The organism is Mesorhizobium sp. ES1-4 (assembly GCF_020164745.1).
GTDB lineage: Bacteria > Pseudomonadota > Alphaproteobacteria > Rhizobiales > Rhizobiaceae > Mesorhizobium.
Genome location: NZ_JAIUGV010000005.1, coordinates 1 through 16,338, shown reverse-complemented (window position 1 = coordinate 16,338; position 16,338 = coordinate 1). Strand labels below are relative to the sequence as shown.

13 protein-coding genes are annotated in these 16,338 nt (G+C 60.0%); 1 reads left to right on the top strand and 12 read right to left on the bottom strand.

Annotated elements, in window-relative coordinates:
• Positions 1-513 precede the first annotated feature (513 nt).
• From LB556_RS10605 to LB556_RS10550, 12 genes are all read right to left on the bottom strand, one after another.
• Complete coding sequence (locus LB556_RS10605; protein WP_082826564.1) at positions 514-2,415, bottom strand: putative bifunctional diguanylate cyclase/phosphodiesterase; 1,902 nt, start codon at positions 2,413-2,415, stop codon at positions 514-516.
• A 175-nt stretch (positions 2,416-2,590) separates the two neighbouring features.
• Positions 2,591-3,769: a 5-demethoxyubiquinol-8 5-hydroxylase UbiM gene (ubiM, locus tag LB556_RS10600; RefSeq protein ID WP_032899078.1), complete on the bottom strand. Its 1,179-nt coding sequence runs from the start codon at positions 3,767-3,769 to the stop codon at positions 2,591-2,593.
• A gap of 283 nt (positions 3,770-4,052) precedes the next feature.
• Complete coding sequence (locus LB556_RS10595) at positions 4,053-4,670, bottom strand: hypothetical protein (RefSeq protein ID WP_063169219.1); 618 nt, start codon at positions 4,668-4,670, stop codon at positions 4,053-4,055.
• A gap of 728 nt (positions 4,671-5,398) precedes the next feature.
• Positions 5,399-5,554 carry a cbb3-type cytochrome oxidase assembly protein CcoS gene (ccoS, locus tag LB556_RS10590; RefSeq protein WP_081714250.1) on the bottom strand — a complete coding sequence of 52 codons (156 nt, stop codon included), beginning with the start codon at positions 5,552-5,554 and terminating at the stop codon, positions 5,399-5,401.
• Positions 5,555-5,559: 5 nt separating this feature from the next.
• Positions 5,560-7,839 (bottom strand): cation-translocating P-type ATPase, encoded by a 2,280-nt coding sequence (locus tag LB556_RS10585; protein WP_063169220.1) that lies wholly within the window; start codon positions 7,837-7,839, stop codon positions 5,560-5,562.
• Complete coding sequence (locus LB556_RS10580) at positions 7,836-8,333, bottom strand: FixH family protein (RefSeq protein WP_063169221.1); 498 nt, start codon at positions 8,331-8,333, stop codon at positions 7,836-7,838. The genes LB556_RS10585 and LB556_RS10580 overlap by 4 nt, the downstream gene beginning before the upstream one ends.
• A complete protein-coding gene (gene ccoG, locus LB556_RS10575; RefSeq protein ID WP_063169222.1) occupies positions 8,330-9,889 on the bottom strand; it encodes a cytochrome c oxidase accessory protein CcoG in 1,560 nt (519 codons plus the stop codon). Before ccoG ends, LB556_RS10580 begins: the two co-directional genes overlap by 4 nt.
• Before the next feature lie 167 nt (positions 9,890-10,056).
• Complete coding sequence (gene ccoP / locus LB556_RS10570; protein WP_063169223.1) at positions 10,057-10,920, bottom strand: cytochrome-c oxidase, cbb3-type subunit III; 864 nt, start codon at positions 10,918-10,920, stop codon at positions 10,057-10,059.
• A 2-nt stretch (positions 10,921-10,922) separates the two neighbouring features.
• Positions 10,923-11,072: a cbb3-type cytochrome c oxidase subunit 3 gene (locus LB556_RS10565; protein ID WP_024502864.1), complete on the bottom strand. Its 150-nt coding sequence runs from the start codon at positions 11,070-11,072 to the stop codon at positions 10,923-10,925.
• 11 nt (positions 11,073-11,083) lie between these two features.
• Positions 11,084-11,815, bottom strand: a complete 732-nt coding sequence (ccoO, locus tag LB556_RS10560; RefSeq protein ID WP_063169224.1) for a cytochrome-c oxidase, cbb3-type subunit II — start codon at positions 11,813-11,815, stop codon at positions 11,084-11,086.
• Positions 11,815-13,434, bottom strand: a complete 1,620-nt coding sequence (ccoN, locus tag LB556_RS10555; RefSeq protein ID WP_063169225.1) for a cytochrome-c oxidase, cbb3-type subunit I — start codon at positions 13,432-13,434, stop codon at positions 11,815-11,817. Before ccoN ends, ccoO begins: the two co-directional genes overlap by 1 nt.
• A 494-nt stretch (positions 13,435-13,928) precedes the next feature.
• Positions 13,929-14,672, bottom strand: coding sequence for a Crp/Fnr family transcriptional regulator (locus LB556_RS10550; RefSeq protein ID WP_024502861.1), 744 nt, complete (start codon positions 14,670-14,672; stop codon positions 13,929-13,931).
• 152 nt (positions 14,673-14,824) lie between these two features.
• Between LB556_RS10550 and hemN the strand changes: the two genes are divergently transcribed.
• Complete coding sequence (gene hemN, locus LB556_RS10545) at positions 14,825-16,174, top strand: oxygen-independent coproporphyrinogen III oxidase (RefSeq protein ID WP_063169226.1); 1,350 nt, start codon at positions 14,825-14,827, stop codon at positions 16,172-16,174.
• Positions 16,175-16,338: the final 164 nt, after the last annotated feature.

Sequence of the window (16,338 nt, the reverse complement as noted above, 5' to 3'; positions counted from 1 at the left end):
ACAAATGCAAGGGAACGGTCCGCCCCCTGGGGACATTCGACATGCCGTGGCAGCTTCCTATGGTGAGCCAGCGCATTCCGATACACGTTTTCCGCGCTCTACCGTTGCTCCAGCACCTGTGCTGAGGCTGAGCGCTTGATCAGGACCCGACCGCTGCTGTTGCGGGATGGTGACTGGGTTGAGGTCGCGAAGACCTTGACCGCGGGTACGTTGTTCATCCCGATGAGCGCTGAGCCGAGAAGCAGCCAAGAACGCTTCCCGTAATCGAATCCTACGGGAACCGCGAAACCAGCGTCCAAAGGACGCAATTCTCCGACGTCGTTCACTCAAGCTCATCTCGCAACTTGAACGCTTGTATGAAGCCGCTGCATGTGCGCCGGTGGACCGGATTGCTGCTATCCAAACCACGTGCTCAGTTTCGCCCCCGTAATAACTCTACCGTCCGAAACGGCTTTCGCGCGTCAGGTCCACCCCACATGAAAGTTCCGCGAGCAGCACGGACGGAGAGGCCGGTCACAACTCCTTCGCGTGCTCTTTTACTACCGAATCAAGTGCCAAATGGAGAGGCACTGCCTTAGAGAACAGGAAGCCCTGCGCGGTTCTGCAGCCAAGCTTGTACAGAGTTTGCCGATCTGCCTCTGTTTCAACGCCCTCGGCCATGACCTCGATCCCGAGCGTCCTACCAAGATCAATCACCGCTTTGACAAGCAGCCGATTCTCCCGGGACTTGGCTAAGCCGCGAACGAAGCCCTGATCTATTTTCACCTTCCTGATCCGACTGTCCTTGAGCGATGCCAACGTCGAAAAACCGGTGCCGAAGTCATCGAGCGCGATAGAAATGCCAGCATGTGAAAGCCGGGCGAGCTTTTCATCCACTCTGTCCGGATCCACTGGGGCTTCTTCGGTAATCTCGATGTCGAACATCGTTGCAGGGAGGTCTTTTGCCGCCAGACCATTAAGAATCATCTCGTCAATATCGCCAGCTTCCAACTCGCACGGTGAAACATTCATCGCCACACGAACATCACGACGGTCAGCTTTGACCAAGCCCTCGATAAGAGCGCAACAGTCGGCGAATACCGTTTGAGTTAGCAGCTGAAGCATTCCAGTTTCGCGTGCCGCTGTCATGATCTCGGGCGGAGAAATGGGACCGTGAAGCGGGTGAGACCATCTTAGCAAGGCTTCAAAACTGACGACGGCTTCAGTTTCGAGTCTTACGATTGGCTGAAACCAAGCGACCAAGCTTCTCATCGTTATCGCCGAATGAAGATCGCGTTCGATTGACTGGCGGCGTTGCAACTCCCGGGCTAGCTCGGCATCGAACAGACAAAATTCATTCCTGCCGCGGCGCTTAGCTGTGTAAAGGGCGATGTCGGCCCGCAACAACATTTCCGTTAGTCCGGGGTTTTCAGCCAAGTAGATTCCTATAGACGCTCCAATGCGGACTGATGCGATCCCAGGATAGGGGCGAGCAAGCTTGGCTATGAGATTGGACGCGAGATTGGTGGGAGAAGGAGAATTCTTTCGCGAAGAAAAAACCAGCACGAATTCATCCCCACCGATGCGGGCGAGCGTTGAGCCCTCCGGTGCTTCTTCCTCTATTCGGCGGGCGATCCTGGCAAGCAGCTCGTCACCCGTTCTGTGACCGTAGGTATCGTTGACAGATTTGAACCCGTCCAGATCAATCAGCATGGCCACAAAGGGTCCATCGGTGTTCTCAAACTGATCGATTGCATGTTCGAGGCCCCGCCTGTTGAGGAGCGCGGTAAGATGGTCCTCCCTGGAATTGCGCTCCATTTCCGCGGCAAGCCGCTCGGCTTGATGTCTCAGGCGGCTCGCGTCACGGAAGCGCGCTTGTCCAACGAACGAGGATCGAACCAGGCCGCCCTCGAAAAGCAGGACGGCAAAAGCCAGAATGTAGTTTTCCGGGGCTCCCTTCGTCAGCAAACATGCGGCGGCAATGAGGAGTGGCGGTGTGATGAAGCATATCGCTGCCGCAGCATATGAGCTGCCGTACGTGACCGCGCCAGCTGAAATGCCCGCCAGAATTATTAGATGCAGCGATGCTTGAGACGTCGTGTATCCAGCCGTTAGGACGGCAAGGAATGACCAGGTGAATCCCGCCAGAAGAGCAAGCCTGCCAAACCAGCGAAGCCGCAGCCAAACCCGTGTCAGATCATCCTGGACTCCGGGTTCCTTCAGCTGATGACGGGCGAGTGCAAGGCGGGCGGCATTTATCGCATTAACGACCGAAAACCAGGCCGCGCCAGCAAGACCGTTCCCGGAAAGGGCCTGCACGGTCAAAATCAGCCCGGACAGCACAATGCTTATCGGCATTGAGACGAAAAGGCCTGCCCTCAGATCAGCGAGCTGGTCCTGAAGGATTCTCGCCTCCAGCGGATCTTCTTTTTCCAAGGCTGGACGGGTCAGCTTGCTTACTCCTGCTTGTCCGCAGCCTATGCAGCCCCCCTGAAGGACGGGTTAATTCTTCAATCGGAGATCAGCGTCGGGGAGCAGGATTACTCCGGTGCATCATGCACTCTCTCATCGCTCGCCCAGCACGCGCAAAAATGCGACTGCTGGTGCAGTATCACCGCTGGAGCTCCGCCGAAATCCCATGCCGGACAAGGGGAACATGTTGGGCAAAGCGAAGCCCCAGATGCCTTGCAAGCCGTGCCGCCAGGTGGTCTCTGGAGTAGAGTCCAACCAATATGTTCGTTGCATGGTAGAGCGGCGCCGCCGACAGGCGCAGCCGCCTTTCGTATATATGCAGCATGTCGGGGTCGCCAACATTGCGGCCGTCGCGGCACGCAGTCATGATTCCACGGGCGAGTTGCTTCTGGCTGCTGAGACCGATGTTGAATCCGTGAGCGGTCACCGGGTGCATGCCGATGGCAGCGTCGCCGATGAGTGCGGCGCTCGGCGCCCGGAATTTGTGCGCCCAGGTCGTGACCAGCGGATAGGTGTGGCGCTTGCTTGCCAAGGTCATTTTTCCAAGGCGCCCTCGACACCGTTTCGTCAACTCCGACAGGAACAAATCATCATCGAAGGCAAGCAGTCTATAGGCCTCGTTTGAGCGCAATGTGAGCAGCAGCGACGACATGCCCTCCGCGAGGGGCAATATCGCTATCGTCTGATGGTGATCGAACCATTCGATGGCGATCTGGTGGTGGGCGCGCTCGTGCCTCACTCGGCAAATCAGCATCGAGTGGCCAAGCCGGTTGATATCGGCGCCGATGCCTAGCAGATCACGCGTGGCGGACAAACGCGAATCCGCGGCAACAACCAGCCGAGCAGTTAAACGCGCGCCATTAGAGAGCGTTACGACTGCTCCTTCTTGGCTGTTTGTTGCATCGACGACCGAGTGGCCGCACAACAGCCGGGCGCGATCCTGCAAGCGGACGATTTTGAACAGCGCCTCGCGGATCCGGCAATTTGGAACCAAAACCCCCAGCGGTTCTCCAGAGTTGCTGGGAGGATCGAAACGAAGAGCGAATGCGCTCGAGCCGTTGAGCACGCGCGCGCCTTGAAGTGCTGATTTGTCCGAAGCCGGGATGACATCCCAGGCGCCGAGCTCGCGAAGGGTTCTGATCGAAGCGTTGGTCAGCGCGATTTCGCGACCATCGAAAGCCGGATTCGCCAGACTATCGAATGTGTTCTGTTCAACAACTGCCACCTTGAGTTCGCTTTGGGCAAGCGACGCAGCGAACGAAAGGCCGACCGGGCCGGCTCCAACGACAACGATGTCAAAATTATCGTCAGAGCCCATCAGCGTGCCGCCATCCGGTCGCCTATCCTCGTGTAACGGTGGAACTGAGCCGAGTGACATGAGCTCCGTGCCCGCCGCATTGCCTAAAGGCGCTGGGCCGGGAGATTCGCATCGATCGGCAACGAAGCACTCAAAGCGCTCAGAGGTGGATGCGGCTAACCGATCCCGCCCTTTCGCCGCGCAGCCGCGCAGATCGCCGCCAGCAAGCGAGACACTCGCGACGCTGGTCAGCGACGGCCGCGCCGCATCGATCGCCACATTCCACCTGGAACCCTTGCGCATACTACTCACGCTCCACGACGTCGAAGCGGGCTCTCTTGCGAGGGTGAGGGTATCGAACGTAGCGCTCTCTCTCGTCATCCCAGCCAAGGTAGCGGAAACTTTTATCCACGACCGCGCATATCTCATCAAGAACCTGCTGCATGGCTTCGATGTCGATGTCCTTGCAATTCAGTCGCCGATAGAGCAAAGCCCACGCGGCGACATAGTCGTCGAAATAGCGCGCGTCACTCGAACCAATGATCAACTTCGGACGGTTGATCGATTTCGAAAACGCACGTCCCAACCCCGATGATGCTCCGCAGCACGTTGACATCACGAGGATCTTCGGCGCTGGATGCGAGCCCTGGAACATTTTTACGAAGTCAGCCCAAAGAAGGCCACTTCGCCCACTGGACGAAGCGATCCCGTCACCATTGCCGTGCCCGGCGATGTGAAGCACGTCGCACTCCGCCTCCATCGCTCGTACTACAGCCTCACCAAATTTCGTTCGGTTCAACGCCATTTGGAGCTCCGCGCGGATGTTGACAGCCTTTAACAAGTGCTGCACGATCGGTCCCTCTTGCCTGTCGGCGAAGTAGTCATTTGCATTGTGGCAGTCGATGATGTGTACGGTGTTCATGGTACTCCAGCCGCTTGTTCGTTCATCGTCGTGACGAGCGGACACCACGCGCGCGGAACCGCGTGACGTGCGCTGGGTTCCGGTACCGTCGCATAGCCTCAAGGCGCGGGCCGGGAATCGGGATGGATCGGCAACGACGCACACAACCCATCAAAGGCGAAAGCTGTTGATCGGCCCCCTGTCCGCGCAAGCCACGCGGATGGTCAGCCAGCAAGCGAGATACACACGACGCCGGTCAGCTAATGGCTGCGCCGTAAGCACAAGGCATGGCCGACCACACGACAGAAAACCCAGAACCGTGAAGGTGCTGATAATGACGACCAATCTTTCCGTAAGTCATGCATTTCTCCGTCGAAGACTGGTCAATAGACCACGCCGATGAGTATGACCCTGATCTGGATCAGCCAGACATGACCAATCGGCACTGGCGGTTCACGGTCAGGTGATCGACCGTGACGTTCCACTTTGGAACCCGTGCGCACATTGCCAAGCTCTCGTCCGGCCACGCGAGGTACTCTCGTGGCATCACACGCCTCATACTGGGTGCAATGGGAGGCAGTCCTTCGCACGACAGAGGCTTTTCACAAATGTAGTGTGCAGCTTAGGTCAAGATGGTCATGGAGCATGGAGCATGGAGCATGGAGCATGGAGCATGGACAGCTTGTTCCCGACCGAGCCGGCTCGACTGACGAGCGCGATCCGCGCATCTTATGCACAGCGGATTGAAATCAGCGTTCCGGTTTGTCGTCCCGATCAATTAGTATCCGCTCGGCGGCTCCGTCGAGATCTTCGTATTGACCGCTTCGCAATGCCCAGACGAAGCCGGACACACCCAGTGCACCCAGAAAAAGGGCCACTGGTATGAGATAGAGCAACGTCGTCACGAGGATTATGCCGAATAGCTGACTGCGGAGCGTCCGACTTTTTGAATAACTTGCAGCGTCGCATTCGCCCCGAAGCCGTGCAAGCGCAATGCGTTTCCAATAACAAGCACCGATGAGGCAGACATGGCAATCGCCGCTAACAAAGGCGTGGCGTGGCCCAGGATGGCGATCGGCACGGCGACGGCATTGTAGACGATCGCAATCGCGATGTTCTGGCGGATCAGGTGTCCCGCCTTGCGCGAGACGTCCAGCGCGAGAGGCACTGCCAGAAGGCTTTCGCGCAGGAATACGAAGTCGGCGGCATTGCGGCCAATGTCGGCGGCGGTGGCCGGAGCGATCGAGACATGCGCCGCGCTCAGCGCCGGCGTGTCGTTGAGGCCGTCGCCAACCATCAGAACCTTGTGTCCGTCTTTCGCCAGGGTCTCGATGCGCTCGACCTTGCCCGACGGCAGCAGGCACGGAACGAAGTCCTCGACACCCAGCATTCTTGCAACTTCACCGCAGGCACCTGCGGTATCGCCCGACAGCATTTGCATCGACACCCCAGTATCGTTCAATCGCTTGATCGCCGCCGCCGCGTCGGCGCGCAGCGCATCCTCGAAATCGAAGGTCGCGACAATGAACCCGTCTTTTGTCAGCACCGTTCCGCCATAGCCATGGTTGCCTTCACCACCGGTCCGGGCCTTCCATCCAGCCCATCCGCGTCGACCCAGCCGCCAGATGCTTCCGGCGACAGTGGCTTCGATCCCGAACCCCGGATGCTCTGTGACGGCATCGAATTTGTGTTGCCCGCCAGGAGCGGCAAAGCCGGTTATGGCCTTTGAAAACGGGTGACGCGAGTGCGCGGCCATGTCTGCCGCGATTGCCAGCATGGCCGGATCGATCGACGATGCATTGAGGAGCCGGGGTTGTCCGAGCGTGAGCGTTCCGGTCTTGTCGAACACTGCGTTATCAATCGTCGCCAGGCGCTCCATGGCCGAACCGTCCTTGACCATGATGCCGTTCTCGAACAGACGCCGCGCGGCGACCACCTGAACGATCGGTACGGCGAGGCCGAGCGCGCACGGGCAGGTGATGATCAGAACGGCAATGGCGATCGTCATCGCCCGGTGCCAGTCGCCCGTCGCCGCCATCCAACCCAGGAATGTCACGAAGGCGGTGAGATGAACCACGGGCGCGTAGAGTGCCGACACGCGATCAGCGATGCGGCGATAGTGCGCGCGACCGCCCTCTGCGGCTTCCATCAGCCGAACCATTTCGGCGAGGAACGAATCCTTCGCGGCGGCGGTCGCCTCGATCGTCAGCGGGCCGGTAAGATTGAGCACGCCGGCCTGCACGGCTTCGCCCGGCGCCACGTTTTTCGGCGCGCTTTCGCCTGAGGCCAGCGAGCAGTCGAGATCAGACGCTCCGTGGATGATCTTGCCGTCGACGGGGATCCTTTCACCGGCCGCGATCAGCAGCTGCATCCCCGGTTCGATCTCGCCAACCGGCAGATAGTCGCGCGCGCCATCGCCGCGCAGCACCATGGCGCCGCGTGCGGCCAGCTGCGACAGGCCTTTCACCGCGGTGCGGGCACGTTCGCGCATCACGTGATCCAGCGTCCTGCCGATCAAAAGGAAAAAAAGCAGCGAAACCGACGCGTCGAAATAGGCGTGGTCGCCATGGTTGATCGTCTCATAGAGGCTCATGGCGTAAGCGAGCGACACTCCGACCGCGATCGGCACGTCCATGTTCATGCGGCCGTGGCGCAGTGCATTCCAGGCCGAGCGGAAGAAGATGCCGCCGGCGAAGGCGAGCGCTGGGATGGCGATCAATGCGGAGACCCAGTGAAACAGGTCGCGGGTAGCCCCTTCGGCCCCGGACCAGACAGAGACCGAAAGCAGCATGATATTGCCCGCCGCGAACCCGGCAACCGCGACGGCGCGGATCAACTCCGAAAGCGTCCTGTCCTTTTCATCAATCTCGGGGGCGAAGAGATGCGCCTGGTAGCCGAGCCGTCCAAGCGCGGCGACGAACGGTGGAACCTCGTCGCCACGCCAGCGGACCGAGACCCGTTTCGTCGACAGGTTGACGCGGGCGCTCTCGACGCGATCGAGCGTTCCCAACGCCGTCTCGATCGTCTGGATACAAGCTGCGCAATGAACGCTCGGCACCGAAAGATCGGTTTGGCGGAGATCATCTCCAAGCGATCGGCTCGCCAGCCTGATCTCTTGACTAGACGGCAGGACCGACGTGGTGCTGCCCAGATCAAGCGCCATTTCGGCGCCCGGTGCACAACAACTCATTTCAGCGCTCCATGGGAAATCATGATCCTGCGGACTTCGCGGTAGGGCTCGGCCAGACCGGCGTCAGCGTCGACTTCGACGATCCAGACGCCATCCTTCGGCATGTGCTGGGCTGCGAATTCCTGGCCGGAGGCGAGGGCGAGGTTGACCGCCTTGTCCTCTTTCTCGTAGGCGGGATGGCGAAACAGCACCTTGACGCCATGCAAGGCAATCGGCTTGCCGACGGCGTCGGTAAGGCTATAGCGGACCTCGCCCCATGCGATGGTCAGCTTGCCGGTCCAGCCGAGCGCTGCCTGCGCCCGCCCCTCCTCGGCCTTCTTGTTGAACTGCTGGCTCGCCACATAGGTGTTTTCGACGACAAGGCCGGTCCAGCTCGTGTTGGCGAGCGTTGCCATCGTCAGATTGACCGCGATGACCACCCCGAAAAAGGCTAGGATGATGGCCAGCATGTGCCTGCCGGTGAATACGCGGGGTTTTTCAGCGTTAGCGGTCATCTGGCAGTCTCCGGCGCGTTGAAGGTGGCGGTGTATTCGTCCGCCTCGAAGCTCGCCTTGTCCTCGACACGGAACTTGAAGGTCTGCGCTGTGCCCTGGATTTGATCCGCCGGCTGGCGCACGAAGACCTTCAGCATTTTCAGGCGGTCGGGTTCGACCGGAATGGCAAAAGAACGGCCTTCCGGGATGTCGTCGCCGACCACGCTCATCTCGGCGCCCTGCAAGCCTTGAATCGCGACAACGATCGTCCTTGGCTCGGGGATCATGTTGAGCAGCTTGACGGTGTAGCCGTTGCGGATCGAGCCGTCGGACAGCGTGACAAATTGCGGATTGCGATCATGCAGCACGTTGACTTCGAGCCGATCGCGCGTCAGCAGCGAATAGAGCAGACCCAGGCCGATCAGCGACCAGATACCCATGTAGACGTAGGTGCGTGGCCGAAAGATCTTGCGGATATGGAAATGCGCCACCTTGTCGGAGAACAGGCCATCAGCGGTCCTGACCTGCGACGGGTTGACTGAACTGGAGCCGCCCGCGGTCGCCAGCATCATGTTGGCGTTGTAGTCGGACAGTGTCGCATAGGAGATCAGCCCGCGCTCCTTGCCGAGCTTGTCCATGACCCCGTCGCAGGCGTCTATGCACAGCGCGCAGGTGATGCATTCCATCTGCTGGCCATCGCGGATGTCGATCCCCATCGGGCAGACCGCGACGCAGGCATTGCAGTCGACGCAGTCACCGACCGGCAGCCCTGCGGCAAGGACCTTCTTGGCGTGGCGAGAACGCGGTTCGCCGCGCCAGTCATTGTAGGTGACGGTGAGAGAACTTTCGTCGAGCATCGCTGCCTGGATGCGCGGCCATGGGCACATGTAGGTGCAGACCTGCTCGCGCATCAGACCGCCGAACGTGTAGGTGGTAGCCGTCAGCACGGCGACAGTGATGTAGGCGACGGGTGGCGCGGTGCCGGTGAAGAGTTCGCCAACCAGCGTCGGCGCATCGGCAAAATAGAAAATCCAGGCGCCGCCGGTCGCCGCACCGATGACCAGCCAGACGGCGTGCTTCGATAAGCGCAGCATCAGCTTGCGGGCGGTCCAGGGGCCTGCATCGAGTTTCATGCGAGCGTTACGGTCGCCCTCTATCGCACGTTCGACGACGAGGAACAGATCGACCCACACCGTCTGAGGGCATGCATAGCCGCACCAGGCACGGCCGACAGTCGAGGTGATCAGGAAAAGACCGACGCCCGCCATGACCAGGAGGCCGGCCACATAGAAGAATTCCTGGGGCCATATCTCGATGAAGAAGAAGTAGAAGCGCCGGTTCGCGAGATCGAGCAGGACTGCCTGGTCCGGGGCAAATGGACCGCGAGCCCAAGGCAGCCACGCAGCCAGGTAATAGATGCCAAGTGTGATCGTCATCACCAGCCATTTGAAGCGACGAAAGTTGCCCGAGGCGCGCTTCGGAAAGATCTTTTGACGCGCGGCATAAAGCGGCTTGCGGGTTTTGGCGGAATTGACAGTTTCTGTTTCGAGCCCTGTCAACTGCGTCTTGTCACGCATGTGCAACTCCACTTTCCCAGCCAATGTCAGGGGCACCTGTCGTAAAGCCTCGCCGTAGGATAGCCTTGCCGGGTTGTGCAGATCGCATTAGGGATGGTGTCGAGGCCCGGCTCACGCCGGGCCTCGTCCGCTTGGCAGGGGGGACCGAAGAATAGGACCTTCCATTCCTATTCTCCGCCGCCAAGCGAATGGACATAAACTGCAAGTTCCTTGACCTTGATCTCGCCGAGACGGCCAACCCAGGCCGGCATGACGCCCTGTTTTGGCGCACGGACCTGTGCGGCGATGGCTGTCTCACCGGATCCATAGAGCCAGATCGCATCGGTCAGGTCGGGGGCGCCGAATTCCCTGTTGCCTTTTGCATTGTCGCCGTGACAGGCCACGCAATTCTCGGCAAAGACCTTGGCGCCGGGTTGGATCAGACTTGCATCGCGGACCTTGCCGGAAAGGCTGGCCACGTAGGCGCTGACTTGTGCGATCTGGTCGGCGGTAATGATGTCGCCGAAGGCCGGCATTTCCGACAGGCGCGTGTCCGGATCGGATGCGAAGCGGATGCCGTGCGTAATCGTCTGCTGGATCTGCTCGGCCTTGCCGCCCCACAGCCAGTCGTCGTCGTTGAGATTGGGAAAGCCCTTGGAACCCTGGGCGCCGGAGCCATGACATTGTACGCAATTGACCTTGAAAGCGGCGCCACCGGCGGCGATTGCGAATTCGCGCAGGCCGTCGTCCGCGGCGATTTCCGAGACGCTCTTGGACTCCACCGCCGAGATATATTTGCCCTTGGCGGCCTCAGCCGCGGTCAGCTCGTTCCTGACCTCGTTGCGGCTGGAATAGCCGAGCACACCCGTTGTCGCCGAGTGCAACAGAGGCCATGCTGGATAGGCAATGGTGTAGCCTATCGCCCAGACAATGGTGACGTAAAAAGTGATAACCCACCATCTGGGAAGCGGGTTGTTCAGCTCCCGGATACCATCCCATTCGTGGCCGGTGGTCGAGACGCCAGAGATTTCATCGATATGCTCGTCGCTCATGATCACTCGTCCTCGAGCGGAATGCGGGCCGCTTCGTCGGCCAGCCTTCGGCTGCCGGGGCGTAGGGCAAAGGCGATGCACCCCACGAAGAACAGCGCCATCGCAACCAGGCCCCAGCTGTCGGCAAACGCCCGCATCAAATTGTAGGTCATCAGCGTTCTCCTCAGCGGTAGCCGGCGGCTTCGTCGTAATTTTTGAAGTCGACCAGTGTGCCAAGCATCTGCAGGTAGGCGAGCAGGGCATCCATTTCGGTGACCTGTTGCGGGTTGCCGTCGAAGTCGCCGATCTTGGCTTTTGGGTAACGCGCCTCAAGGCCTGATGTGTCGGCATTGGGATCGGCCTGCGCCGCCAGATCCGCATTGGCGTGGGCGATCATGTCATCGGTGTAAGGGACGGCTACAAGCCTGTTGGCGACCAGATGCGTCGAGAAATCCTTCACGTCGATCGGCGTGTCTTTCAGGAACCCATAGCTCGGCATGATCGATTCCGGCACCACCGAGCGCGGGTCGGTAAGATGCGCGACATGCCATGCATTCGAGTAGCGGTCGCCAACTCTGGCGAGATCCGGCCCGGTGCGCTTCGATCCCCACTGGAAGGGGTGATCGTACATGGACTCGGCAGCCAGGCTGTAGTGGCCATAGCGCTCAACTTCGTCGCGGAACGGCCTGATCATCTGGCTATGACAGAGGTAGCAGCCCTCGCGCATATAGATGTTGCGCCCGACAAGTTCGAGCGGCGAATAGGGGCGCATGCCTTCCACCTTCTCGATCGTGTTGTCGAGATAGAAGAGAGGCGCGATCTCGACGATGCCGCCGACCGTCACCACGAGCAGCGAGCCAACGAGAAGAAGCGTGGCGTTCTTCTCGATGATTGCGTGTTTGTCCATCAAGCCCATTACCTGGCTCCTGATCGCGCAGGTCGGATGGCGACGGGGCTCGGCATCGGCTCCTCCTCGCGCTGGTGGCCGAGGATGGTCCTGGTGATGTTCCAGGCCATGATCAGGGCGCCGGAGAGGTACATGGCGCCGCCGATGGCGCGCAGGACATAGTAGGGGTGCATGGCGGCGACGGTTTCGGCGAAGGAGTAGACCAGGAAGCCCTGCTCGCCATATTCGCGCCACATCAGGCCCTGCATGATGCCGGACACCCACATCACCGCGGCGTAGACGACGATCCCGAGTGTCGCCAGCCAGAAGTGCCAGGTGACGAGCCTCAGCGAGTAGAGCCGTTGACGGTTCCAGAGCTTCGGGACCATGTAGTAGATCGCGCCGAACGAGATCATGCCGACCCAGCCGAGCGCACCCGAATGGACGTGCCCGATGGTCCAGTCGGTATAATGCGACAGCGAATTGACCGCCCGGATCGCCATGATGGGGCCTTCGAAGGTCGACATGCCATAGAAGGCGACGGCCATCACCATCATGCGGATGATCGGATCGGTGCGCAGCTTGTCCCAGGCGCCGGACAGCGTCATCAGGCCGTTGATCATGCCGCCCCAGGACGGCATCCACAGCATGATCGAGAACACCATGCCGAGCGTCTGCGCCCAATCGGGCAAGGCGGTGTAGTGCAGGTGATGCGGCCCGGCCCAGATGTAGAGAAAGATGATAGCCCAGAAATGGACGATCGACAGCCGGTACGAATAGACTGGCCGGTTCGCCTGCTTGGGCACGAAATAATACATCATGCCGAGGAAGCCGGCGGTGAGAAAGAAGCCGACCGCGTTGTGGCCGTACCACCATTGCGTCAAGGCGTCCTGGACCCCTGAAAAGGCGGAGTAGCTCTTGGAGCCCGGGAACGAGACTGGTATGGACAGGTTGTTGACCACATGCAGCATCGCGATGGTCACGATGAACGACAGGTAGAACCAGTTGGCCACGTAGATATGCGGTTCCTTGCGCTTCAGGATCGTGCCAAGGAACAGAATGAGGTAGGCGACCCAGACGATGGTCAGCCAGACATCCACATACCATTCGGGTTCGGCGTACTCGCGGCCCTCGGTGATGCCGAGCAGGTAGCCGGTCGCGGCCATGACGATGAACAGCTGGTAGCCCCAGAAGACGAACCAGGCGAGATCACGGCCGAAGAGGCGCGCGCGGCAGGTGCGCTGCACGACATACAGAGACGTGCAAAGCAGCGCGTTGCCGCCGAAGGCGAAAACGACACCGGATGTGTGCAACGGCCGCAAACGACCGAAATTGAACCAGGGCTGGATGTTGAGATCGGGGTAGGCGAGCTGCAGCGCGATCACCACGCCGACCAGCATGCCGACGACACCCCAGAACACGGTGGCGATCGCGCCGTAGCGGATCGGACCATCCATGTAAGCGGATGGGTCAATCGGAGCTGCTGGCCTGAACTCCGTGTTGCGCAACAGGATCGCAGTGAAACCAGCCACTGCGAAGAACAACACCCACATGTGTCGGCGGAAAGGTTCATCCACGCCGAAGCCGGCGGCCACCAGGGCCGCAAAAGCGAACACGCTTAGAAGGACGATCTCTGTGCCGAATTTCATTGCAGATCCCGATCTCGAATCTGGTGGATGCCAAATCCGCAGCGCACTAATCGCGCAGCCGCCGCCCCCTCGCCCTGATCTATGTCAGGCCGCACGATTTTGTGCGGCGCAATCAGCAGGTGGCGAATGAACGAGGAACGCAGCGCGGGCTCACTCCCTCATGGAAGGCGTTCCCTGGGTTGGGCGGGCGCAGACGCGATCGCTGAGGCGAAAGCTGAGGCTCTGCGCGCGTTGGATGCTATTGCCGATGCCCTGCCAAACGTTGTTCGGATCCCATTGGAAACGAACGCGATCGTTCCGCCGAGCCGTGGCAGATTAAGGACCATGCTTCGCCGGTATGTGCCGAAACACACCTGGCGATTGGTCACGTTCCTATCAAAGCCCGAAAGCTGTTTGTCTCGACAACCGTGACGCCGCTTCGTCGAAGGCGCGGCGACATCGCATTAAAAGGCAAACACGGCCCGCCCCGGAGTCATGCGACATGGCCTCGCCGCTTAGGGCCGCTCGCGTCCGCCGCCACAGCGCTTCTCCAGACGGCTTATGCTGTCCACCGTCACATGGCGTGCGTTCTCAATCCGAATCACCCCGTCAGCCCGCAATCGCGTCAGTTGGCGGCTCACGGTCTCGCTGGTGATTCCAAGGAAATCAGACATTTCGGCACGCGTCAGCGGCAGATCGAAGGAGGCCGACCCGGAAGCCGCATCGAGACTGGAATCGATATTCCGGGCCATCATGAGGAGAAAAGTCGCCACCTTTTCCGGAGCTGTCTTGCGCCCCAGCGTCACCATCCACTCGCGCGCCTCATCGAGTTCATTCAGCGTCTGTTTGAGCAGGCGATGCTCGAATTCCCGTGACGCCTTCATCATCCGTTCGACGGCCGCTCGCGGAAACGAACACAGCGTGACTGCTGTTGCCGCTTCCGCATTGATCGAGCTTTCCTCCTTGAAAGGACGTCCCAGAAAATCCGGTGCAAACTGGAGACCGACGATCTGCTGGCGCCCATCCGACAGGCTCTTTGATAGCTTTACCACGCCTGAAAGCACGTTGGAGTAGCTGTCGACGTTCTGTGCCTCGCCGGTCAACTCCATTCCTGACTCGATCCGGCGACGCGAGCAAGTCTTGGCGAGCCCAACCAAATTGTCTGGATCGAGCGCACCGCAGACACCGCGACGCCGTGCCTCGCAAGGGAAGCAAAGAACAGGAATGCCGGAACTATGAATGTCTTGCCGAAAGGTCATGCGTTCGCCTTACCCGATCCTAACTGCCGGCAGGATACCCATCCAGGGTAGAGAAATCCTGCGGCGGTTTGTCCATGAGCGCGGCTGATCGAGATCAGGGTCTGCTTCAGCGATGCGTGCAGTGTTCCGGCGGGCAACACGGTGAACGCGAGATGCAATCGGAAATAGCTGTCAAACTCAGCGAGAACGTCCCACGCTACACCAGCTATCCGACGGCGCCGCATTTCCATTCGGGGATCGATGCTGCCATTTACCGTGGCTGGTTGGAGACGCTGGAAAGCGGCGACGAAATCTCGCTGTACCTGCACATTCCTTACTGCGACAAGCTCTGCTGGTTCTGCGCCTGCCACACCAAGCAGACGCACCAATATGAGCCGGTGGCCGCTTATCTGCGCTCGCTGAATGCCGAAATCGTCACGATTGCCGGTCTGGTGAGCGGCAAGGCACATGTCCGTGCAATCCACTTCGGTGGCGGTTCGCCAACTATTCTGAGGCCCGATGATATGGTTGCTCTTGGAGCGGCCTTGCGGGACAGCTTCGACCTTCTCCCGGATGCTACGGTCAGCATCGAAATCGAAACCAACGACATGGACAAGGCGCGCCTTGATGCACTTGCTCAAATCGGCGTAACGCGGGCGAGCCTCGGCGTGCAGGATTTCGATCCGCAAGTGCAAAAAGCAATTAATCGTGAGCAGAGTTTTTTGCAGACCAAGGCAGTCGTCGACGGGGTTCGTTCGCGGGGCGTCGAATCGGTCAATCTGGACCTGCTCTACGGGCTCCCGAATCAGACACGCGAGACGATCTGTTCCACGGTGGCGCAGGCACTGACCTTGGAGCCAGACCGGATGGCCCTGTTCGGCTACGCACATGTGCCCTGGTTCAAGAAGCATCAGACGATGATCGACGAGGCATGGCTGCCGAGTCCCACTGAGCGTTTCGCCCAATCTCAACTCGCGGCGCGGGCAATTGTCGCCAAGGGATATGAGGCAATAGGACTCGATCATTTCGCGAAGCCCGACGATGCGCTGGCCATAGCGGCCCGCGCAGGGGTTTTGCATCGCAATTTTCAGGGCTACACTGAGGATCGCTGCCCGACACTGATCGGACTTGGCCCTTCGTCCATCGGTCGTTTTCGCCAAGGCTACGTGCAGAACATGGCTTCGACTGCCGGGTACGGGCGCATGGTTGCGGATGGCGGGTTGGCTGCCGTCCGCGGCGTTGCCCTTTCCGACGACGATCGCGTCCGTGGCTGGATCATCGAGCGGCTGATGTGTGATTTTGCCTTCTCGGCAGTCGACCTGGTGGAGCGGTTCGGCAAAGCCGGCGAGCAGCTCCTTCATCGCTCGAGGTCCATCGCACTCCACGATCCTGCCCGAGCGCTTGAATTCGATGGTGACAGTTTCCTCGTACGGACTGAAAGTCGCCCCTTCATTCGAACCATCGCGGCCAAGTTCGATACATATTTCAAAGGGGGAACGGCGAGGCACTCGGTGGCGGTCTGAGCAAAGCACAGTGCGCTCGCCGTTTGGTCGATCGGCGAACCAGCTGCGTTCGTTTTGACCGCTCATAGGCGACTACCGCATCAAATCGTCGACCGTGAACAATCCGAGCCCTAAGCGGCGACCGGCTTCGGCCGGATTTGAAGCAGGGCAATCAAGAGCGACAA